Here is a 20,473-nt window from a genome sequence, read left to right as displayed (position 1 = left end):
GCGTCACCGACAGGACGTCACAGGCTCGACGTCACCGGCGTGACGTCACAGACACAGCAGGAAGCTGTTGGAGCTGTGCTTGTCGCACGCCAGCAGGCTCAGGCTGCTCTGGTCGCCGCCGTCGGTCTCGGGCGTGTCCAGGCTCTGAAGGTCGAGAAGTGCCATGGTGGTTCCCTTCGGTTGTCCGTTCCCGTGGGGACGGGGTTTCTTTGGGGCGGTACGGCTCCGGGTCGGGGCCGCACCGGTTCTAGGGCCGCCGCAGCGGCGGGAGGAAGGGCAGGTGCGCGTCGGTGCCGCGCGCCGCTGCCAGTGCGAGGAGTACGCCGGCGCCGCCGGTGCCCAGGTCCATGGACAGGCGCATCATCTGGTCGCCGGGGAAGGCCAGGTGGCCCTCGTACGGCAGCGCGTACCAGCCGAGTCCGTCCAGTTGCGCGGCGAGGTGCTCGGGCCGCGCCTCGGGGGCGGTGGTCCTGGCCAGGTAGAGGGCCATGCCGGCCCGCCCGTTGAACAGCCCGGGCTGGGCGTAGTAGCGCGACCGGGCGGCTCGTACGATGCCGGCCCGCGCCGCCTCGAACTCCTCGTCCTCGCGGTGGGAGAGGAAGTCGTCCAGCACCATGCCGATGCCGACGGACCCGGCTCCGAGGTACGGCATGGTCCGCGTCCCCTCGTCGACGAGGAGGGTGCCGGCGCTGTTGCGGACGCAGCGCGCGAGGTCGGCGCGCAGGGCGCCGGCCGCCAGGTCGAGGAGCTGCGGGGCGCCCGTGTCCTCGTACAGGCGCAGGAACAGCAGCGCCGGGCCGGTGGCGCCGTGCAGCAGTCCGGTGCGCTTGCCGGTGGCGGCTGCGCCGGCCTGCTGCTGGTCGGCGAGGAGCTGCGCGGCTTCGAGGGCCCGCTGACGCAGGAACGATTCCCCGGTGGTGCGGGACAGTTCGGCGAGTACGAGCCCGACGCCCGCGAGTCCTCCGTGCAGTCCGGGGACGAGCCGCTGCCACTTCTCGTCGAGCACCCGCTGGACGAGTTCGAGGGCCCGTTCGCGGTGGCCGAGCCCGTCGAGGACGAGGGCGACGCCGGTCAGCCCGTCGTAGAGGCCGAGCGGTGTGCCGAGCGGGGGCGGCGCGGTCCGGGCGAGCAGCCACTCCTCGCCCTCCTCGTACCGGCTCGCGCCGGCCTGGCCGAGGGCGTGCAGGACCCCGGCGGCGCCGTGCGCGATGCCGAGGCCGCCGCCGTCGGAGAACTGGGCGATGTCACCGGGGAAGAGCCGGTCGTCGCGGCCGGGCGTGGCGGAGGCCAGGACGCCGGCGGCGACCGAGTCGCGGCCGCCCGGCCAGTCGGCGGGCTCCACGGGCAGGTACGGCCGCTCGTCGCCCGGGTCCGTACCGCGGATCACGGCGACCGCCTCGTCGAAGAACGCGCGAGGCACGTCGGGGAACTGGCGCGCGGCGACCTCCGCGAGATGCGCGGCCTTGTCCCGGTCGACGACCAGCAGCGTGGTCATCGGCAGGAAGAGCGCGAGGCGAAGGCAGGCGAGGGCGTAGAGGTCGACGTCGAAGCCGGTGCGCTCGCGGGGCGCGATGAAGCCGGGGTGCGCGATGGCCTGGCGGTGGTTCTCGTCGGCGCCGGCGGCGGCCTCGAAGTCCAGGAGGCGTACGGATTCCTCGTCCGGCCCGACCATGATGTTGAACATGTGCAGGTCGTTGAAGACGACGCCCCGGCTGTGCACGGCGGCGACCGCTTCCTCGACCGCGCGGTGGATGCGCAGCGCCCAGCGGGTGTAGTCGGCGACGGCGGCCGGGTCGGGCTCGGGTTCGAGCAGCGGGTGGCGCTGCGCGAAGAAGGAGTTGAGGGTGCGGCCGGGCAGGTGGTCCATCACCAGGAAGCGGTGGTCGCCGAGCAGGAACCAGTCCCGGGCCTCGGGGGCGACCCCGAGCCCCGACAGGCGCTTCAGGGCGGTGCGTTCCCGCTCCAGGCGGGTGACGGCGTCGGCCCGGTCGGCGGCGAGCCCGGCGTACGGCCGCGCCTCCTTGAGGACCACCTTCTCGCCGCTGCGCAGGTCCTCGCCGAGGTAGACCCCGCCGCCGTTGGAGAAGTGCAGGGCGCTGTCGATGCGGTACGGCAGGTCGTTGGTGGTGGTGGCGTTGCGGGCCGCGAGGTGCGGGGCGAGGAACGCGGGGAGCTCCACCCAGTCCGGGACGTGGAAGGACGGCTCGCGCAGGTCCGGGACGAGTGTGCCCTCGGCGTTCTCGATCGCCGGGACGAGTGCGCCCTTGGCGTCGACGCAGTAGCGGTGCGCGAAGCCGCCGTAGCGGACGTACAGCGGGCCGTCGCCCCAGCGCAGGTCGGTGAGGATGTACGGTCCCGGCTCGCCGTCGAGCAGTTCGCCCAGCTCCCGGAGCACGAGGTGCAGTTCGTTCTCGTCGGCGGGGTAGATGGTGACGAACTTGCCGCTGGAGCCGCGCCCGGCGTACTTGGAGTTGCGCAGGTGCAGCGGCTGCGGCCCGGGCACGAACTTGAACGGCAGGGCACGCGGGACGCAGTAGTCCCACACCTTCGCGGCCGTCTTCTCCGCGTTGTCCAGACAGGCCGACACGTGGATCTTCCAGCCCTGGAGCGGCCGGCCGGGCAGCGGGGCGCCCTGCGCGTCGACCGGGTTGATGTGCATCCAGTCGCCGGAGACGAATCTGCGCCACCCGGGCGGGAGTTCACGCTGGGCCACTTCGAAGAGAGGCGTCGACGCGGTACCGCCGGACCGCCCCGCCGAGAGACGGTCCGGGGTCTCGTAGAACTGTCTGTCGGCGAGGCAGAAGACCTCGTACCGGTTGTCCATGCGTCCCCCCTCGGCTGTGCGGTGACAACGAGATTTCCATGCGTTCGCGGGGGAGGAACAGTCACACCTGTCACGTCATGACAGTGCGGTACTCATAGGTAAAGAAGCGTTCGCACGCGTTCGACGCCACCGGGGTCCCGGGGCGTGCGACGGTTCAGTCCTCGGGCGGGAAGACCACCTCCCCGCTGCCCGGCAGCGTGATCGCGATCGCCTCGACCGGGCAGCCCTCGGCGGCGGCGAGCACCTTCTCGTTCGCGTCCAGCTCGGGGTCGGCCGGGTGCGACTGGCGGGCGGAGTCCAGGGCGAAGGAGCCGGGCGCGTGGTTCACGCACATGCCGGAGCCGATGCACACGCCCCGGTCGACCTCGACGTGCCAGCGGTCCACCGTCATGCCTCCCCCTGCCCGTGGCCCGCCGGCAGATGGATCATCTTGTGCTCCAGGTACTCGCCGTACCCCTCGGGGCCGAACTCCCGGCCGAGACCTGAGTTCTTGTAGCCGCCGAACGGCCCGAGCATGTCGACGCTGAACGTGTTCACGGAGTACGTACCGGTCCTGACCTGCCGGGCGATGTCGATCCCGTGCTCGGTGTCGGCGGTCCACACACTGCCGCTGAGCCCGTACTCCGAGTCGTTGGCGATCCGCACCGCGTCGCGTTCGTCGTCGTACGGCAGCAGGCAGATGACCGGCCCGAAGATCTCCTCGCGGGCGATGCGCATGGAGTTGTCGACGCCGCCGAAGAGCGTCGGCTCGACGTACCAGCCGCGCTCCGTGCCCGCGGGGCGTCCGCCGCCCGTCAGGATCTTCGCGCCCTCCTCCTGCCCGATCCTGATGTAGTCGAGGGAGCGCCGCTGCTGGCGTTCGGCGACGAGCGGGCCGACCTCGGTGGCCGGGTCGAACGGGTCGCCGACCTTGAGCGCGCCGGCCGCCGCCGCGAACGCCTCGGCGAACTCGTCGTAGCGCGAGCGCGGGGTGAGGATGCGGGTCTGGGCCACGCACGCCTGGCCGTTGAGCATCCAGGCGAAGGGGACGATGCCGGCGACGGCCGTCGGCAGGTCGGCGTCGGGCAGGATCACGGCCGCCGACTTGCCGCCGAGCTCCAGTGTCACCCGGGTGAGGTTGCGCGAGGCGACCTCCATGACGCGCCGGCCCGCCGCGACGGAGCCGGTGAACGACACCTTGTCGATCCCGGGGTGCCCGACCAGGTACTCACTGACCTCCCGGTCCGCCGGGATGACGGACAGGACGCCCTCGGGCAGCCCGGCCTCGGTGGCTATGTCGGCGAGGATGTACGCGTCGAGGGGCGTCTCGGGCGACACCTTGAGCACGGCCGTGCAGCCCGCCAGCAGCGCGGGCGCGAGCTTGGCCGCCGCCGTGAACTGCGGGACGTTCCACGGCACGACGGCCGCGACCACCCCGGCCGGCTCGCGGCGCACGAGGATCGGGCCGAGCGCGCCGGTCCGCCGCTCCTCGTACGGGAAGTCCCGGGCGACGGCGATGGTGGCGTCCCAGACCATCATCGCGGCCAGCGCCTGCATCATGACGCTCGCGGTGTACGGCGTCCCGTTCTGCGAGGTGATGCTGCGGGCGATCTCCTCGTGCCGTACGGCGATCGCGTCCTTGATCCGGGTGACGACGGCGATCCGTTCGTCGAGCGTCGCGCGGGGCCACGGCCCGGTGTCGAACGCCTCGCGCGCCACCGCCACCGCGCGGTCGACGTCGGCCCGGGAGGCGTGCGGCACCCGGCCGACGACCTGCTCTGTGTGCGGCGAGACGACCTCGATGACCTCGCTCCCCAGCGGGTCGGTCAACTGGCCGCCGATGTACAGCTTCCGGTGCTCCACAAGCTCGGTCATGACGGTCTGCCTCCCACGGCTCGCACAGCCCCGGCGACGCTCGCCCGAGCTTTCTGACGATGCATCAGAACTGATACCAGTTCCCGTCCCGACAGTCCACGGACGGCGTTCCCCACCCCTTTGCAAAGAAGTCGACTTGGGCGACCATTGGAACGAGTTCCAGTACGGGCCAGGAAGCCGGACGAGGAATCGGGGACCCATGGCGCAGGTGACCGGGCACGGCGGCGGCGTGTGGTCCCTCAAGGTGCCGATCCCGGACAACCCGCTCGGCCACACCCTCGTCCACCTGCTCGACACCGACGCCGGCCCGGTCCTGATCGACACCGGCTGGGACGACCCCGCCTCCTGGGACACGCTGGCCGACGGCCTGCGGGCGCTCGGCACGTCCGTCACCGACATCCACGGCGTCGTCATCACCCACCACCACCCCGACCACCACGGGCTGTCCGGCAAGGTGCGCGAGGCGTCCGGCGCGTGGATCGCCATGCACGCGGCCGACACCGAGGTGGTACGCCGGACCCGGGCCTCGCGCCCCGGCGTCTGGCTCGGCTACCTCACCGCCAAGCTCACCGCCGCCGGCGCCCCCGAGGAGCACCTCACCCCGCTCCGCGCCGCCCGCGCCTCAGGCCGTACGCGCACCCTGCCCGGGCTGCGGGCCGCCCTCCCCGACCGGGAGATCGTCCCCGGCGACCTGCTGCCCCTCGCCGGGCGCCGGCTGCGCGCGATCTGGACGCCGGGCCACACCCCCGGCCACGTCTGCCTGCACCTGGAGGAGGAGCACCCGGCCCGCCTCCCCGGCAACGGCCGCCTCTTCTCCGGCGATCACCTGCTCCCCGGCATCACCCCGCACATCGGCCTGTACGAGGACCCGGACGACACCACGGTCACCGACCCCCTGGGCGACTACCTCGACTCCCTGGAACGCGTCGCCCGCCTCGCCCCCGCCGAGGTCCTCCCCGCCCACCAGCACGCGTTCACCGACGCGCCCGCCCGGGTGCGCGAACTCCTCGACCACCACGAGGAACGCCTCACCGGCCTGCGCGCCCTGCTGGCCACACCGCTCACCGTGTGGCAGGTCGCCGAGCGGATGGAGTGGAACCGGCCGTGGGCCGAGATCCCGTACGGGTCGCGGAACATCGCCGTCTCGGAGGCGGAGGCCCACCTGCGCCGCCTGGTGAAACTGGGCCACGCGGAGGCGGTCCCGGGCGACGGGCCCCTCACGTACGTCGCTGTGTGAACGCCCGGCGGTACGCGCGGGGCGGCACCCCCCGCCGGCGCACGAACTGCTCCCGCAGGACGGCGGCGCCGGCGTAGCCGACCCGGCGGGCCACCTCCTCGACCGGCAGGTCCGTGGTCTCCAGGAGCTCCTCGGCGGCGTTCAGGCGCTGCGCGAGCAGCCACTTGTGCGGGGTGGTGCCGGTCGCGGCGGCGAAGCGGCGGGCGAACGAGCGGCGGCTCATGAGGGCGCGCCGCGCCAGCGTCTCGACCGGCAGCGGCTCGCCGAGGTGGGCGCGGGCCCAGGACAACACCTCGGACAGCCGGTCGTCGGAGCAGTCCTCGGGGACGGGGGCCGCGAGGTACTGGGCCTGGCCGCCCTCGCGGTGCGCCGGCAGGACGAGGTCCCTGGCGACGGAGTTGGCCGCGGCTGCGCCGTGTTCGCGGCGCAGCAGGTGCAGGCAGAGGTCGAATCCCGCCGCGGCGCCCGCCCCGGTGACCACGCGGCCCTCGTCGACGTAGAGGGCGCCGGTGTCGAGCGCGACGCCCGGGTGGAGCGTCGCGAGGAGGGCGGCGAAGCGCCAGTGGGTGGTGGCGCGCCGGCCGTCGAGCAGACCTGCGGCGGCGAGGGCGAACGTACCGACGCAGTGGGCGGCGACTGTGGCGCCGCGCCCGTGGGCCGACCGCAGCGCGTCGAGGACGGCGGCCGGGGGCGAGGTGCGGAAGCCGGTCCAGGGCAGGGCGAGGACCAGGTCGGCCCCGGCGAGCCGGTCGAGGCCGTGCTCGACGGCGAGCGGGAGGCCGAGGTCGGTGCGCACGGGTCCCGGACGGTCCGCGCACAGGGCGAAGTCGAAGTCCGGGCCGCCGAACATCTCACCGACGACGCCGACGCTGAGCATGCCGACCCCCGGGGGCGCGTAGGCGGCGACGGTACGGAAAGGAGGCACGGCCGAAGTCTCGCAGTGCGGCGGGCCCCGTGTGGCACGAATCCCGCGATGCGTGGCACACAGGCCACTCGTGCGCGGCCCGCGGCCCCGGAAGACTGATCCCCATGAGCGACACACCGCGCGGCCGCACGGCCGACTACACGATCCTGACCACCGGTTACACCACCTCCACGGGCCCCGGCGTCGCCGCCACCGTCTCCTACGTGACCGACGGGGACCTGCACATCGTCATCGACCCCGGCATGGTCGCGAGCCGGGACCGCATCCTCGGTCCGCTCGCCGCGCGGGGTGTGGGCGCCGACGACGTCACCGATGTCGTGCTCAGCCACCACCACCCCGACAACACCATCAACGCCGGGCTGTTCGGCCGGGCCCGGATGCACGACCACAAGGCCGTCTACCAGGCGGACCAGTGGACCGACCGGGACGCGGAGGGGCACGAACTGACCCCGTCGGTCCGGCTGATCAGGACGCCGGGGCACAGCGCGCAGGACGTGACCGTGCTGGTCGGCACCCCGGACGCGGTGGTCGCGTTCGTGGGCGACCTGTGGTGGCGGCCGGACGGCCCGGTCGAGGACCCGGTCGCACCGGACCTGGCCCGGCTGCGGGCGAGCAGGGAGCGGGTCCTCGCCGTCGCGGACGTGATCGTCCCCGGTCACGGCCCCGCCTTCGCGGCGGACGAGGCCGTACCGCTCTAGAGGCGGCCCGGAGGCGGCCGCGGGGCGGCCGGTAGAGTGTGCGAGTCGTCATCATGCCGTTCTAGGAGAAGCCGGTGCGAATCCGGCACTGACCCGCAGCCGTAACCCCCCACCTGGTGGGCGGAGAGTCGGAACGCCCGGTCCGGCATGACTACTGGCTCGGCACCGTCGAGGTATACGGAGCCGGAGCCTGGTGCGTGGTTCCCGCGCGCCCGGGCCCGGCTCCTCAGCAGGAGAGGCCCCCGCCCGTCATGACCCTTCGCCGCAGCGCAGCCGCCGTGCTCGCCGCTTCCGCCGTACTCTGCGCGTCCGCCGCCACGGCCGCCGTCGCCGCGCCCTCCCCCACGCCCGTGATCCCCTCGGGCCTCTACGGCGAGAAGGACCCGACGTACGACGGTGTCTGGCGGCAGTCGCTGGCGCTCCTCGCCCAGGACACGGTGGGCGTCGAGCCCGCCGCGAAGGCCGTGAACTGGCTCGTCGGGCAGCAGTGCGACAGCGGTGGCTTCGCGTCCTTCCGCGCCGACGCGGCCGAGGCGTGCACCTCGAAGACGATGCTGGACAGCAACGCCACCGCCGCCGCCGTGCAGGCGCTGAGCGCGCTCGGCGGCCAGGACGCCGCCGTGAAGAAGGGCGTCGGCTGGCTGAAGGGCGTGCAGAACCAGGACGGCGGCTGGGGCTACAACCCGGGCAGCCCGAGCGACGCCAACTCCACGTCGGTCGTGATCGGCGCGCTGGCCGCTGCGGGCGAGAAGCCGGCCGGGGTGAAGTCGAAGAAGGGCAAGTCGCCGTACGACGCCCTGGTCACCTTCTCGGTGCCGTGCGACGCGAAGACGGGCGGCGGCGCGTTCGCGTACCAGCCGGACAAGTCGGGCAAGCTCGCGCCCAACGCCGACGCGACGGCGGCGGGTGTACTGGCCGGACTCGGCCAGGGCCTGGACGCCCGGGCGAAGAAGCCGGCGGACAAGCCCTCGAAGCCCGTCACGTGCGTCAAGGGCGACCTGACGCCCGCGCGGGCCGCCGCGAACGGCGCCGCCCACCTCGACGCCGTACTCGCGAAGTCGGGCCACCTCGACACGCCTCCCATGCCGGGCGCCGAGGACACCAAGGCGCAGCCCGACTTCGGCAACACCGCCGACGCCGTCGTCGCGCTCGCCGCGCAGGGCGGCGCCGAGCAGGCGAGCAGGCCGCTGGAGTGGCTGGAGAAGAACGCGGCCGACTGGGCGAAGGAGAACGGCCCCGCCGCGTACGCGCAGCTGGTCTTCGCCGCGAACGCGACCGGGACCGACCCGAAGAGCTTCGGCGGCACGAACCTGGTGACGGCGCTCAACGCGACCGGCCCGGCCCCCGAGGCGGCGGCGACGAAGTCCGGCGAGGACGAGAAGAAGGACAAGAAGGACAGCGGGAACGGCTTCGGCGACTGGTGGCTCGTCGCGATCCTGTTCGTCGCGAGCGTCGGCGTCGGCATCCTGTTCAGCGGCCGCAAGAAGAAGAACCAGCAGCCGTGACGGCGGTACGCACCCGCCGGTCCGCCCTCTTCCCCGTGCCCGTCGCCGCGCTCCTCGCGGTGCTCGCGGCGGTGCTCGGCGCCGGGCCCGCGCAGGCGGCCACCGGCTACCGCTACTGGTCGTTCTGGGAGAGCGACGGCGGCGCGTGGACGTACGCCACCCTGGGTCCCGCCACCGCCAGGCCCTCGGACGGCGACGTGATCGGCTTCCGGTTCTCGGTGAGCGAGGACTCGGGGGGCTCCGCGAAGCCGCGCCACGCCGCCGGTTCCTTCGACGGCATCTGCGCCGGGACGCCCGCCCGGGAGGGCGCCAAGCGGGTCGCCGTCGTCATCGACCCCGGTACGGCGGCCGACGCCCCGGCGGGCGAGCGGCCGCCCGCGCGCCGCACCGCGTGCGCGCGGACCGCCGCGGACGCCACCGCCGCGGACGCGCTCGCCTCGGTGGCGAAGCCGCTGCGGTACGACAGCACGGCGCTGCTGTGCGCGATCTCCGGCTACCCGAAGACCGGGTGCGGGGAGCAGGTCTCGGGCCGCGAGGACCGGCCGGGGTCGCCGGCCGCCGACGGGAGTGGCGCGGACGACGGGAACGGTGGGCCCTCCGCCGGACTGCTCGTGGGCCTCGCCGCCGTGCTGGCGCTCGGCGTCGCGGGCGTGTGGCAGGCGCGCCGCCGCCGCGGATGACGTCCATGACCCTGCGCGCGCCGCGAGCGAGCCGCAGCAACGCCCTGCACGCCGGGGCCTGGTGGCTGTGGGCGCTCGGGCTGGCCGCCGCCGCGTCGAGGACCACCAATCCGCTGCTGCTGGGGATGCTGGTGGGGGTGGCGGGGTACGTGGTGGCCGCCCGGCGCACCGACGCGCCCTGGGCGCGTTCGTACGGCGCCTTCGTGAAGCTCGGCCTGCTCGTCATCGGCATCCGTCTCGTCTTCTCGACGTTCTTCGGCTCGTCGATCCCGGGCAGTCACACCCTGGTCCACCTCCCCGAAGTCCCGTTGCCGAGCTGGGCGCAGGGCGTGCGCATCGGCGGGCGCGTGACGGCCGAGCAGCTGGTCTTCGCGGCGTACGACGGGGCGAAGCTCGCCACGCTCCTGATCTGCGTGGGTGCGGCCAACGCGCTCGCCAACCCGGCCCGGCTGCTGAAATCGCTGCCGGGCGCGCTGTACGAGGCGGGGGTCGCCGTCGTCGTGGCGATGACGTTCGCGCCGAACATGGTGGCCGACGTGGTGCGGCTGCGCACCGCCCGCCGCCTGCGCGGCAGGCCGACCGGGGGCGTGCGCGCGGTGCTGCAGATCGGGCTGCCGGTGCTGGAGGGGGCGCTGGAGCGGTCCGTGGCGGTGGCCGCGTCGATGGACGCGCGCGGCTACGGCCGCACCGCCCCGGTCCCTCCCGCCGTCCGGCACACGACCGGCGCGCTGACACTGGGCGGGCTGCTGGGGGTGTGCGCCGGTCTGTACGGCCTGCTGACGGCCGGCGGCGCGTCGTACGGGCTTCCGGTGCTGGCCGCGGGGCTCCTCGCCGCGCTGGCGGGGCTGCGGCTCGGCGGCCGGCGCGGCGTGCGGACCCGCTACCGCCCCGACGAGTGGGGCGTACGGGCGTGGCTGGTGGCCGGGTCCGGGGTGGCGGTCGCGGCGCTGATGATGTGGGCGGCCGCGTACGACCCGGCGGCCCTGCACCCGTCGGTGGTGCCCCTGGTCGCGCCGGAACTCCCGGTGTGGCCGGCGGCGTCCGTGCTGATCGGCCTGCTGCCGGCGTTCGTGGCTCCGGTGCCCGACGTGGCCCCGGTGCCTCACGTGTCCCCTGTGATGAAAGCGACTGCGAAGTGATCCGGTTCGAGAATGTGTCGGTCCGTTACGACGACGCCGCGTCGCCCGCGATCCGGGGCGTGGACCTCACGGTGCCGGAGGGCGAGCTGGTGCTCCTCGTCGGCCCCTCCGGAGTCGGCAAGTCGACGCTGCTCGGCGCGGTCTGCGGTCTCGTTCCGCACTTCACGGGCGGCACCCTGCGCGGGCGGGTGACGGTCGACGGCCGGGACACCCGGACCCACAAGCCGCGCGAACTGGCCGATCTGGTCGGGACGGTGGGCCAGGACCCGCTCGCCCACTTCGTCACCGACACCGTCGAGGACGAGCTGGCGTACGGCATGGAGTCGCTGGGGCTCGCGCCCGCCGTGATGCGCCGCCGGGTCGAGGAGACGCTGGACCTGCTCGGCCTCGCGGAGCTGCGCGACCGCCCGATCGCCACCCTCTCCGGCGGCCAGCGGCAGCGCGTGGCGATCGGCTCGGTCCTCACCCCGCACCCGAAGGTCCTGGTGCTGGACGAGCCGACGTCGGCGCTGGACCCGGCTGCCGCGGAGGAGGTGCTCGCGGTGCTGCAGCGCCTGGTCCACGACCTGGGGACGACCGTGCTGCTGGCCGAGCACCGGCTGGAGCGGGTGGTGCAGTACGCGGACCAGGTGATCCTGCTGCCGGGTCCGGGCGAGGCGCCGCGCATGGGCGTGCCCGCCGACATCATGGCGGACTCGCCGGTGCATCCGCCGGTGGTGGCCCTGGGCCGCCTGGCGGGCTGGACCCCGCTGCCCCTGTCCGTACGCGATGCCCGCCGCCGTGCCGCGGCCCTGCGGGAGCGCCTGGCCGCCGGGACCCCGGCCCGGGGACCCGCCTCGCACCCGGCCCCGGGAACGCCGTCGGGGGCCGCGCCCGGCACGGGCGCCGGTCAGGGCCCCGGCTCCGGTGCGCGGTCCGGGCCGGCCCGGGCGGCCGCCCCGCACCCCGGGGGCGACCCGCTGTCCGGCGCGGACCGGGGGCCCGGCGGTCGCGCGCCGGGTGCGGCCGGGGAGGGGCGGCCGGCGGGGAGGCTCGGGCGCCTGCTGGGCCGCCGGGCGAGCGCCGCGCCGGCGGGGGCGGCCCGCGGCGGCACCAGGGCCGTGGCCACCGTCACCGGCCTCGGCGTCCGCCGCGACCGGGTCGAGGCCCTGCGCCGCGTGGACCTGCGCGTCTCCCCCGGCGAGACCGTCGCCCTCATGGGACGCAACGGCGCCGGCAAGTCCACCCTGCTCTCCGCCCTCGTCGGCATGATCGAGCCCACCTCGGGCTCCGTCACCGTCGGCGGCCGCACCCCGCACCGCACCCGGCCCCGCGACATGGTCCGCGAGGTCGGCCTGGTCCCGCAGGAGCCGCGCGACCTGCTGTACGCCGACACCGTCGCCGCCGAGTGCGCGGCGGCCGACCGGGACGCCGGTGCGGAGCCGGGCGCCTGCCGGGCCCTGGTCGCCGAACTGCTCCCGGGCATCCAGGACGGCACCCACCCCCGCGACCTGTCGGAGGGCCAGCGCCTCGCCCTGGCCCTTGCCGTCGTACTCACCGCACGCCCCCCGCTCCTGCTGCTCGACGAGCCCACGCGCGGCCTCGACTACGCCGCCAAGGCCCGCCTGGTGGCCCTGCTGCGCCGCCTCGCCGGCCAGGGGCACGCGATCGTACTGGCGACGCACGACGTGGAGCTCGCGGCCGAACTGGCGCACCGCGTCGTGATCCTGGCCGACGGAGAGGTGGTCGCGGACGGCCCGACGGCCGAGGTGGTCGTCTCCTCCCCCGCGTTCGCGCCGCAGGTGGCGAAGATCCTCGCCCCGCAGCACTGGCTGACCGTCGCGCAGGTACGCGCCGCCCTCGCCGGGGCGACGGCATGAGCACCCCGAAGCCGGTACGCCTCGGCCCCCGCTCCGTCGCCGCGCTCCTGCTCATCAGCGTCATCGGGGTGATCGCCTTCGGCTGGCCGCTGCTCGCCGCCCCCGGCTCGGGACTCGCGGGCGCGCACGCCCAGGACGCCCCCTGGCTGCTCGCCGTGCTCCTGCCGCTGCTCGTCGCCGTGGTCGTCGCGACGATCTCCGACGCGGGGCTCGACGCGAAGGCCGTCGCGATGCTGGGCGTACTGGCCGCCGTCGGCGCGGCGCTGCGGCCGCTCGGGGCCGGGACGGCCGGTCTGGAGCCGATGTTCTTCCTGATGGTGCTGAGCGGCCGTGTCCTCGGCCCCGGCTTCGGGTTCGTGCTGGGAGCGGTGACCATGTTCGCTTCCGCGCTGCTCACGGGCGGGGTCGGGCCGTGGATGCCGTTCCAGATGCTGTCCATGGGCTGGTTCACGATGGGCGCCGGCCTGCTGCCGGGCGCGCGGCGCCTGCGCGGCCGTGCGGAACTGGCGCTGCTGGCGGCGTACGGCTTCCTGGCGGCCTTCCTCTACGGCACCGTCATGAACCTGCAGGGCTGGACGTACATCGGCGGCATGGCGTCCGGCGTCTCCTTCCACCCGGGCGATCCGGTGCACGAGAACCTGGCGCGCTTCCTCGCGTACTGCGTCACCACCTCCCTCGGCTGGGACCTGGGCCGCGCCGCCCTCACGGTCGTACTGACCCTGACCATCGGCGCCACCCTGCTCAAGGCACTGCGCCGCGCCACGCGCCGCGCCGCCTTCGAGGCCGAGGTCGCCTTCGAGGCCCCCGGGCCCTGACCCCACGGTCCCCGGGCCCGCCTACAGCCGCTGGATGATCGTCCCGGTGGCCAGCGCGCCGCCCGCGCACATCGTGACGAGCGCGAACTCCTTGTCGCGCCGCTCCAGTTCGTGCAGGGCCGTGGCGATCAGACGGGCGCCGGTCGCGCCCACGGGATGGCCGAGCGCGATCGCCCCGCCGTTCACGTTCACCTTCGCCAGGTCCTGGTCGAAGACCTGTGCCCAGCTCAGCACCACCGATGCGAACGCCTCGTTGATCTCCACGAGGTCGATGTCCTTGAGCGACATGCCCGCCTTACCGAGCACCGCGCGCGTCGCGTCGATCGGCCCGTCGAGGTGGAAGTGCGGGTCGGAACCGACGAGGGCCTGGGCGACGATCCGGGCGCGCGGCTTGAGCTTGAGGGCCCGCGCCATCCGCTTGGACGCCCACATGATCGCGCTCGCGCCGTCGGATATCTGCGAGGAGTTGCCCGCCGTGTGCACGGCGGTCGGCATGACCGGTTTGAGCCGGGCCAGCGCCTCCATCGAGGTGTCCCGCAGCCCCTCGTCGCGGTCGACGAGCCGCCACATGCCCTGCCCGCCCGCCTGCTCCTCCTCGGTCGTCGGCACCTGCACGGCGAACGTCTCGCGCTTGAAGCGCTCCTCCGCCCAGGCGGTCGCCGCCCGCTCCTGCGACAGCAGGCCGAGCGAGTCGACACGTTCGCGCGTCAGGCCGCGCTTGCGGGCGATCCGCTCGGCCGCCTCGAACTGGTTGGGCAGGTCGACGTTCCACTCGTCCGGCCACGGCTTCCCCGGCCCGTGCTTGGACCCGGACCCGAGCGGCACCCGCGACATGGCTTCGACGCCGCAGCTGATGCCGACGTCGATGACCCCGGCGGCGATCATGTTGGCGACCATGTGACTCGCCTGCTGGGACGAGCCGCACTGGCAGTCGACGGTCGTGGCGGCCGTCTCGTACGGCAGGCCCACCGCCAGCCACGCGGTGCGGGCCGGGTTCATGGACTGCTCGCCGGCGTGGGTGACCGTACCGCCGACGATCTGTTCGACGCAGTCGGCGTGGATGGACGTACGGCCGAGGAGTTCGCGGTACGTCTCGCCGAGCAGATAGGCGGGGTGCAGATTGGCGAGCGCGCCTCCGCGCTTGCCGATGGGGGTGCGTACGGCTTCGACGATGACGGGTTCCGCGGCCATGAGCCGTCCTCTCCTCACCCGCAGGACCTCCCCCGGCGCCCACGGCGGCTGCCAACTAGTACGCGTTCTAGTTCTCTGAGCAGTCTTATGAGTGCCGCCCCGACAGCGCAAGGGTCTTGCACGCGTTGTGCACGTACTCCGCACGCAACAGTTGGCGCCGCGGGCCTTGCCACTTATAGAACTCGTTACTACATTCCCGGCAACTTCTGATGGGTCGTCAGACATTGGAGCTGCCGATGCACTGCCCCGCGCTGCCCGACGGGTTCGACTTCACCGACCCCGACCTGCTCCAAGCCCGCGTACCGCATCCGGAGTTCGCGCAGGCGCGGCGGACCGCGCCGGTCTGGTGGTGCGCGCAGCCCCCCGGCATCTCGGGCTTCGACGACGAGGGCTACTGGGCCGTGACCCGGCACGCCGACGTCAAGTACGTCTCCACGCACCCGGAGCTCTTCTCCTCGCACACCAACACCGCGGTCATCCGCTTCAACGAGACGATCAGCCGCGACCAGATCGAGGTCCAGAAGCTGATCATGCTCAACATGGACCCGCCGGAACACACCCGGGTCCGCCAGATCGTCCAGCGCGGCTTCACCCCGCGCGCGATCCGCTCCCTGGAAGGCGCCCTGCGCGCCCGCGCCCGCTCGATCGTCGAGACGGCCCTCGCCGAGGCGGCCGACGACGACACCTTCGACTTCGTCACCCGCATCGCCGTCGAACTCCCCCTGCAAGCGATCGCCGAGCTCATCGGCGTACCACAGGAGGACCGGACCAAGATCTTCGACTGGTCGAACAAGATGGCGGCGTACGACGATCCCGAGTACGCCATCACCGAGGAGGTCGGCACCGAGGCGGCGATGGAGATCGTCTCGTACGCGATGAATCTGGCGGCCGCGCGCAAGGAGTGCCCGGCCAAGGACATCGTCTCGCAGCTCGTGGCGGCGGAGGGCGAGGGGAACCTGCAGTCGGACGAGTTCGGCTTCTTCGTCATCCTGCTCGCGGTGGCCGGCAACGAGACGACGCGCAACGCCATCAGCCACGGCATGCACGCCTTCCTGACCCACCCCGGGCAGTGGGAGCTCTACAAGCGGGAGCGCCCCGTGACGACGGCGGAGGAGATCGTGCGGTGGGCGACGCCGGTGGTGGCGTTCCAGCGGACGGCGACGCAGGAGGTCGAACTGGGCGGGCAGCGGATCGGCAAGGGCGACCGCGTCGGCCTGTTCTACTCGTCGGCCAACAACGATCCGGAGGTCTTCACCGCGCCCGGGACCTTCGACATCACGCGTGACCCGAACCCGCACCTCGGGTTCGGCGGCGGGGGGCCGCACTTCTGCCTCGGCAAGTCCCTCGCCGTACTGGAGATCAACCTCATCTTCAACGCGATCGCCGACGTCCTGCCCGGCCTCAGGCTCGCGGGCGACCCGCGCCGTCTGCGCTCGGCGTGGCTGAACGGCATCAAGGAACTCCGGGTGTCCCCCCGCTGAGCCGGCGGCCCCGGACCGGGGGGGTGGGGGCCGATCCTCCTACGCCCCGCCCCCACCTCCCACCGTACGAAGCCGTCGCGCGCCGGCCGGGGCACGAGGCCGCGTGCGGTCCGGTCTACCGGTGGTGACGTTTGATCAATAACGTTCGGGTGTCCGCCTGTTTACCGTTCAAGGGAGCACCCGACCGTGCCCACGGCCCAGCACGTCCCCGACCTTCTCTCGCCCGAGTTCGCCGAGAACCCGTACGCCGCCTACAAGGTGATGCGCGAGTCCGCCCCGCTGTTCTGGCACGAGGCGATGCAGAGTTACGTCATATCCCGCTACGAGGACGTGGAACGGGCGTTCAAGGACAAGGAGTCGGTGTTCACGACCGACAACTACGACTGGCAGATCGAGCCCGTGCACGGGAAGACGATCCTCCAGCTCAGCGGCCGAGAACACGCGGTGCGCCGGGCGCTGGTGGCCCCCGCGTTCCGCGGCAAGGACCTTCAGGAGATGTTCCTGCCGGTCATCGAGCGCAACGCGCGCGAGCTGATCGACACCTTCCGGGACCGGGGTGCGGTCGATCTCGTCGACGCCTTCGCGACCCGCTTCCCGGTGAACGTCATCGCGGACATGCTCGGCCTCGACAAGGGCGACCACGCGAAGTTCCACCACTGGTACACCACGGTGATCGCGTTCCTCGGCAACCTGGCCGGCGACCCGGAGGTGGCGGCGGCGGGCGAGCGCACCCGCGTCGAGTTCGCGCAGTACATGATCCCGATCATCCAGGAGCGCCGGAAGGCGCCCGGCAACGACCTGCTGTCCACGCTGTGCGAGGCCGAGGTGGACGGCGTCCGGATGAGCGACGAGGACATCAAGGCGTTCTGCAGCCTGCTGCTCGCGGCCGGCGGCGAGACCACCGACAAGGCGATCGCGGCGCTCTTCGCCAACCTCCTGGCGCACCCGGACCAGCTGGCGGCCGTGCGGAAGGACCGCGGGCTCATCGACCGGGCCTTCGCCGAGACGCTGCGGTTCACCCCGCCGGTGCACATGATCATGCGTCAGACGGCGAAGGACGTGACGCTCAGCGGGGGCACCGTCCCGGCCGGCGCGACCGTCACGTGCCTGATCGGCTCCGCCAACCGCGACGAGAGCCGGTACGCCGACCCGGACACGTTCGACATCTTCCGCGAGGACCTCACCGCGACGAACGCCTTCTCCGCCGCGGCCGACCACCTGGCCTTCGCCCTCGGGCGGCACTTCTGCGTCGGCGCGCTGCTGGCGCGGGCCGAGGTGCGGACCGGGGTGAACCAGCTGCTCGACGCGATGCCCGACATCCGGCTCGCGGACGGCGCCGAGATCACCGAGCAGGGGGTGTTCACCCGGGGACCGCGGTCCGTGCCGGTGGCCTTCACGCCCGTCGGCTGAGCGGCCGGGGGCCGCTCGGGCGGCCCCCGTCCCGTCGCCGGTGACCGGAGCCCGGCCCGAGCGGGTCACCGGCGCGGGCGCCCGGTCAGTGGGAGGACGGGGTGAAGGACACCGGCAGGGTGGTCAGGCCGCGCATCCAGATGGACGGCCGCCAGGTGAGCTCCTGCGGCTCGACCGCGAGCATCACGTCGGGGAGGCGTTCCAGGAGGGCCTCGACGGCGGTACGGGCCATGACGTCGGCGAGCTGCGGCGCGGGGTAGGGGCAGCGGTGCTCGCCGTTGCTGAAGGACAGGTGCGAGGAGTTGCCCTCCGCGCCGACGTGGCCCTCCGGCCAGATCTGCGGGTCGGTGTTGGCCGCCGCGAAGCCGAGCACCAGGCAGTCGCCGGCCTTGATGTGGCGGCCGCCGAGCTGGACGTCGCGGTCGGCCCAGCGGCCGATGAAGTTCTGGGTGGGGGTTTCCAGCCAGAGGACCTCGTTGAGGGCCTGCCCGACGCTGAGCCGCCCGCCCGAGACGTTCAGCGCGAACCGGTCGTCGGTGAGCAGCCGCCGCAGGGTGTTCCCGATCCAGTTCGCGGTCGGCTGCTGGGCGGCGGCGATGATGGAGATGAGGTCCTGGACGATCTCCTCGTCCGCCAGCCCCGCCGGGTGGGTGATCATCCGGGAGATGACGTCCGGGCCGGGGGCGTCCCGCTTCTCCTTGACGAGCGCCGCCAGGCGCTGCCCCACCCGTCCGTACGCGGCCACCGGGTCGTCGCCCTCCGCCGCGTCCAGGGACATCCGCAGGTCCTCGACGAGCTCGTCGGTGTCGGTGCTGTGGGCCGGCATGCCGCACATCTGGACCGCCGCGCGCATCGGCAGGGCGTGGGCGTACGCCGCCATCAGCTCGGCCTGGCCGCTGCCCGCGAACCCGTCGATGAGCTCGTCGGCGATCCGCCGGCAGTTGTAGCCGAACTCGAACTGGTCGACGGCCTCCAGGGCCTCGCTGATGACCCCGGCGCGGCGCTGGTGTTCCAGTCCCTCGGTGAACAGGACCGAGGGCTGGTAGCCGACGTACGGCAGCAGCGGCCAGTCGGCCGGGATCGCGTCCCACTGGTTCCAGCGGCGGGAGTCGCGGGCGAACAGCTCGTCGTGGGTGGTGACATAGGAGACCTCGGAGTAGCCGAGGACCAGCCACGCCGGGATGTCGCCGTCCAGCAGCACCGGCGCCACGGCGCCGTGTTCGCGGCGCAGCGCGCGGTAGAGCTCGGCGGGCGTCTGCTGGTACTGGAGGCCGCCGAGCCGGACCGCGCCCGCGTGCGCGGGGCAGCCCGGCGGAGGAGTCGCCCCAGAGGCGTGGGCGGTGGGGTCGCTCATGTGGTCGTCTCCTGGGCCAGGGCCAGCTTGTAGAGGTGGTCGACGAGGGTGATCAAGACGCGTTTGCCGTCGCTGCGCACCCGGGCGTCGCAGTCGAGCAGGGGGATGTGGCCGGGGAGCGCCAGTGCCTGGCGGATCTCGTCCAGGGAGTGGTACGCGGCGTCGTCGTCGAACCGGTTGACGGCGACGACGAAGGGCGTCCTGTGGTGTTCGAGACGGTCGATGGCGTACCAGGAGTCGCTCATGCGCCGGGTGTCGACCAGGACGACCGCGCCGAGGGTGCCGGAGAACAGCCGGTCCCACAGGAACCAGAAACGTTCCTGCCCGGGTGCGCCGAACAGGTAGAGCACCTTGGTCTCGTTGAGACTGATCCGGCCGAAGTCGAAGGCCACCGTGGTGGTGGTCTTGTGCGCGAGGCCGGTGGTCTCGTCGACGCCGACACCGGCCTGCGTCATGTACTCCTCGGTGTTCAGCGGGCGGATCTCGCTCACCGACCTGACGAGCGTGGTCTTGCCCACGCCGAACCCGCCGACGATGACGATCTTCAGTCCGGTGTCGGCGGCGTCGGCGAGGGGCGTGCGCTCCGGCGCCTGTGCGGGCGCCTCAGAGATTGCGGAGTCCATGCAGCACCTCCTTCAGCAGGGCGGATTCGGGCAGGTCGGCGGCGGCCGCGGCGGCCCGGGGGCGGCGGGCGGTGATCCGCCCGGCGGCCAGCAGGTCCTCCAGGAGGATCCGTACGACGGTGATGGGCATGCGCAGTTCGGCGGCGATCTCCACCACCGCGGCGGGGTGGCGGCACAGGGTGAGGATCCGTACGTGCTCCGACTGCATGCCCGGGGTCGGGTCGCACTCGCTGACCACCAGGGTCACCAGATCGAACACCGTGGTGTCCGCGGTGTGGCTGCGGCCACCGGTCACCGTGTAGAGGCGGTCCGGAGACCCGGTGTCGACGGGGCGGCGGGTCATGACGTCGGACTGTCCTGCGCACGGTTGCGCGGTTCGGCCCGCAGGTGCTCGCCGATCTGCTCGACCATCTCGCTCATGTTGTGGCCGACCACACCGGGGTCGGCGCTGTCGGCGGCCACGACGGCGAGGTGGGCGCCCTCGCCGGCCTCGACGATGAGGAGCAGTCCGCCCCGGAACTCGGCCATCAGGTGATTGACGCCTCCGGTGCCGTCGCCGAACTCCACCGAGGCGCCGTGGGCGAGGGACTGCATTCCGGAGGAGATGGCGGCCAGCTGGTCGGCCTGGTCGAGGGTGAGGTGGCTGCTGCGGCAGAGCTTGAGCCCGTCGCGGGAGAGCACCAGGGCGTGCCGGGTGCCGGGGGTGCGCTCCACGAGGTTGTCCAGGAGCCAGGTGAGGCTGGTGTCGGTGGTCTGCACGGTGGTCATGGGCCGGTCGGGCGCGGGGCTCGCTCGGCCCGTGCCTCCAATCTCGGTGGTCAGGTGAGAGATCCGGCCGCCCGGGGGCGGCGGCAAGCGGGGGTGGGGCACGGTGGTGC

At 73.3% G+C, this 20,473-nt stretch carries 19 protein-coding genes; 9 read left to right on the top strand and 10 right to left on the bottom strand.

Annotation, left to right across the window (positions count from 1 at the left end):
* Positions 1 to 45: 45 nt before the first annotated feature.
* From E2E34_RS07980 to E2E34_RS07965, 4 genes are all read right to left on the bottom strand, one after another.
* Positions 46 to 165, bottom strand: coding sequence for a SapB/AmfS family lanthipeptide (locus tag E2E34_RS07980; protein ID WP_107357889.1), 120 nt, complete (start codon positions 163 to 165; stop codon positions 46 to 48).
* 82 nt (positions 166 to 247) lie between these two features.
* Positions 248 to 2,824, bottom strand: coding sequence for a class III lanthionine synthetase LanKC (gene lanKC / locus E2E34_RS07975; RefSeq protein WP_138901217.1), 2,577 nt, complete (start codon positions 2,822 to 2,824; stop codon positions 248 to 250).
* 154 nt (positions 2,825 to 2,978) lie between these two features.
* Positions 2,979 to 3,215 (bottom strand): ferredoxin, encoded by a 237-nt coding sequence (locus E2E34_RS07970; protein ID WP_138901216.1) that lies wholly within the window; start codon positions 3,213 to 3,215, stop codon positions 2,979 to 2,981.
* Positions 3,212 to 4,678 (bottom strand): aldehyde dehydrogenase, encoded by a 1,467-nt coding sequence (locus E2E34_RS07965; RefSeq protein WP_138901215.1) that lies wholly within the window; start codon positions 4,676 to 4,678, stop codon positions 3,212 to 3,214. The genes E2E34_RS07970 and E2E34_RS07965 overlap by 4 nt, the downstream gene beginning before the upstream one ends.
* Positions 4,679 to 4,877: 199 nt before the next feature.
* Between E2E34_RS07965 and E2E34_RS07960 the strand changes: the two genes are divergently transcribed.
* Entirely contained in the window at positions 4,878 to 5,915 is a 1,038-nt protein-coding gene (locus E2E34_RS07960; protein ID WP_138901214.1) for a Strvi_7410 family MBL fold metallo-hydrolase, read from the top strand.
* On the opposite strand, the gene E2E34_RS07955 is transcribed toward E2E34_RS07960, so the two are convergent.
* Positions 5,896 to 6,792, bottom strand: a complete 897-nt coding sequence (locus tag E2E34_RS07955) for a GlxA family transcriptional regulator (protein ID WP_138901229.1) — start codon at positions 6,790 to 6,792, stop codon at positions 5,896 to 5,898. The genes E2E34_RS07960 and E2E34_RS07955 overlap by 20 nt on opposite strands.
* A 152-nt stretch (positions 6,793 to 6,944) precedes the next feature.
* Here E2E34_RS07955 and E2E34_RS07950 point away from each other — a divergent pair, with 152 nt between their 5' ends.
* The 6 genes from E2E34_RS07950 to E2E34_RS07925 all read left to right on the top strand — a co-directional run bounded on the left by E2E34_RS07950 (position 6,945) and on the right by E2E34_RS07925 (position 13,536).
* The gene (locus tag E2E34_RS07950) at positions 6,945 to 7,538 is read left to right on the top strand and encodes an MBL fold metallo-hydrolase (protein WP_138901213.1); all 594 of its coding nucleotides are present in this window, start codon (positions 6,945 to 6,947) and stop codon (positions 7,536 to 7,538) included.
* Positions 7,539 to 7,789: 251 nt separating this feature from the next.
* A complete protein-coding gene (locus tag E2E34_RS07945; protein WP_138901212.1) occupies positions 7,790 to 9,043 on the top strand; it encodes an SCO2321 family membrane protein in 1,254 nt (417 codons plus the stop codon).
* Positions 9,040 to 9,723: an SCO2322 family protein gene (locus E2E34_RS07940; RefSeq protein ID WP_138901211.1), complete on the top strand. Its 684-nt coding sequence runs from the start codon at positions 9,040 to 9,042 to the stop codon at positions 9,721 to 9,723. The genes E2E34_RS07945 and E2E34_RS07940 overlap by 4 nt, the downstream gene beginning before the upstream one ends.
* A 5-nt stretch (positions 9,724 to 9,728) precedes the next feature.
* Positions 9,729 to 10,862, top strand: coding sequence for an energy-coupling factor transporter transmembrane component T (locus tag E2E34_RS07935; protein ID WP_425573417.1), 1,134 nt, complete (start codon positions 9,729 to 9,731; stop codon positions 10,860 to 10,862).
* Positions 10,859 to 12,721 carry an ABC transporter ATP-binding protein gene (locus E2E34_RS07930; RefSeq protein WP_138901209.1) on the top strand — a complete coding sequence of 621 codons (1,863 nt, stop codon included), beginning with the start codon at positions 10,859 to 10,861 and terminating at the stop codon, positions 12,719 to 12,721. The genes E2E34_RS07935 and E2E34_RS07930 overlap by 4 nt, the downstream gene beginning before the upstream one ends.
* Complete coding sequence (locus tag E2E34_RS07925) at positions 12,718 to 13,536, top strand: ECF transporter S component (protein WP_138901208.1); 819 nt, start codon at positions 12,718 to 12,720, stop codon at positions 13,534 to 13,536. Before E2E34_RS07930 ends, E2E34_RS07925 begins: the two co-directional genes overlap by 4 nt.
* Positions 13,537 to 13,557: 21 nt before the next feature.
* Here E2E34_RS07925 and E2E34_RS07920 read toward each other — a convergent pair whose 3' ends face one another.
* Entirely contained in the window at positions 13,558 to 14,727 is a 1,170-nt protein-coding gene (locus tag E2E34_RS07920) for a steroid 3-ketoacyl-CoA thiolase (RefSeq protein WP_138901207.1), read from the bottom strand.
* A gap of 236 nt (positions 14,728 to 14,963) precedes the next feature.
* Here E2E34_RS07920 and E2E34_RS07915 point away from each other — a divergent pair, with 236 nt between their 5' ends.
* Positions 14,964 to 16,208, top strand: coding sequence for a cytochrome P450 (locus tag E2E34_RS07915; protein ID WP_138901228.1), 1,245 nt, complete (start codon positions 14,964 to 14,966; stop codon positions 16,206 to 16,208).
* A 186-nt stretch (positions 16,209 to 16,394) separates the two neighbouring features.
* On the top strand, positions 16,395 to 17,618 hold the full coding sequence (locus E2E34_RS07910) for a cytochrome P450 (RefSeq protein ID WP_138901206.1): 1,224 nt from the start codon (positions 16,395 to 16,397) through the stop codon (positions 17,616 to 17,618).
* Positions 17,619 to 17,703: 85 nt separating this feature from the next.
* Here E2E34_RS07910 and E2E34_RS07905 read toward each other — a convergent pair whose 3' ends face one another.
* From E2E34_RS07905 to E2E34_RS07890, 4 genes are read right to left on the bottom strand one after another with little or no spacing between them, the layout of a single operon-like run.
* On the bottom strand, positions 17,704 to 18,972 hold the full coding sequence (locus E2E34_RS07905; protein WP_138901205.1) for a cytochrome P450: 1,269 nt from the start codon (positions 18,970 to 18,972) through the stop codon (positions 17,704 to 17,706).
* Entirely contained in the window at positions 18,969 to 19,595 is a 627-nt protein-coding gene (locus E2E34_RS07900) for a GTP-binding protein (RefSeq protein WP_138901204.1), read from the bottom strand. Before E2E34_RS07900 ends, E2E34_RS07905 begins: the two co-directional genes overlap by 4 nt.
* Positions 19,576 to 19,938 carry a DUF742 domain-containing protein gene (locus E2E34_RS07895; protein ID WP_028811218.1) on the bottom strand — a complete coding sequence of 121 codons (363 nt, stop codon included), beginning with the start codon at positions 19,936 to 19,938 and terminating at the stop codon, positions 19,576 to 19,578. Before E2E34_RS07895 ends, E2E34_RS07900 begins: the two co-directional genes overlap by 20 nt.
* Positions 19,935 to 20,363, bottom strand: a complete 429-nt coding sequence (locus E2E34_RS07890) for a roadblock/LC7 domain-containing protein (protein ID WP_138898592.1) — start codon at positions 20,361 to 20,363, stop codon at positions 19,935 to 19,937. The genes E2E34_RS07895 and E2E34_RS07890 overlap by 4 nt, the downstream gene beginning before the upstream one ends.
* Positions 20,364 to 20,473: the final 110 nt, after the last annotated feature.

The organism is Streptomyces albidochromogenes, from assembly GCF_005981925.1.
Taxonomy (GTDB): domain Bacteria; phylum Actinomycetota; class Actinomycetes; order Streptomycetales; family Streptomycetaceae; genus Streptomyces; species Streptomyces albidochromogenes.
This window is presented reverse-complemented; position numbering and strand designations above follow the sequence as displayed.

Coding starts and splice junctions, on each gene's coding strand:
- E2E34_RS07935 (WP_425573417.1), top strand. CDS start 9,729: ATGACCCTGCGCGCGCCGCGAGCGAGCCGCAGCAACGCCCTGCACGCC.
- E2E34_RS07900 (WP_138901204.1), bottom strand. CDS start 19,595: ATGGACTCCGCAATCTCTGAGGCGCCCGCACAGGCGCCGGAGCGCACG.
- E2E34_RS07960 (WP_138901214.1), top strand. CDS start 4,878: ATGGCGCAGGTGACCGGGCACGGCGGCGGCGTGTGGTCCCTCAAGGTG.
- E2E34_RS07895 (WP_028811218.1), bottom strand. CDS start 19,938: ATGACCCGCCGCCCCGTCGACACCGGGTCTCCGGACCGCCTCTACACG.
- E2E34_RS07890 (WP_138898592.1), bottom strand. CDS start 20,363: ATGACCACCGTGCAGACCACCGACACCAGCCTCACCTGGCTCCTGGAC.
- E2E34_RS07965 (WP_138901215.1), bottom strand. CDS start 4,678: ATGACCGAGCTTGTGGAGCACCGGAAGCTGTACATCGGCGGCCAGTTG.
- E2E34_RS07945 (WP_138901212.1), top strand. CDS start 7,790: ATGACCCTTCGCCGCAGCGCAGCCGCCGTGCTCGCCGCTTCCGCCGTA.
- lanKC (WP_138901217.1), bottom strand. CDS start 2,824: ATGGACAACCGGTACGAGGTCTTCTGCCTCGCCGACAGACAGTTCTAC.
- E2E34_RS07950 (WP_138901213.1), top strand. CDS start 6,945: ATGAGCGACACACCGCGCGGCCGCACGGCCGACTACACGATCCTGACC.
- E2E34_RS07970 (WP_138901216.1), bottom strand. CDS start 3,215: ATGACGGTGGACCGCTGGCACGTCGAGGTCGACCGGGGCGTGTGCATC.
- E2E34_RS07925 (WP_138901208.1), top strand. CDS start 12,718: ATGAGCACCCCGAAGCCGGTACGCCTCGGCCCCCGCTCCGTCGCCGCG.
- E2E34_RS07955 (WP_138901229.1), bottom strand. CDS start 6,792: ATGCTCAGCGTCGGCGTCGTCGGTGAGATGTTCGGCGGCCCGGACTTC.
- E2E34_RS07905 (WP_138901205.1), bottom strand. CDS start 18,972: ATGAGCGACCCCACCGCCCACGCCTCTGGGGCGACTCCTCCGCCGGGC.
- E2E34_RS07920 (WP_138901207.1), bottom strand. CDS start 14,727: ATGGCCGCGGAACCCGTCATCGTCGAAGCCGTACGCACCCCCATCGGC.
- E2E34_RS07915 (WP_138901228.1), top strand. CDS start 14,964: ATGCACTGCCCCGCGCTGCCCGACGGGTTCGACTTCACCGACCCCGAC.
- E2E34_RS07980 (WP_107357889.1), bottom strand. CDS start 165: ATGGCACTTCTCGACCTTCAGAGCCTGGACACGCCCGAGACCGACGGC.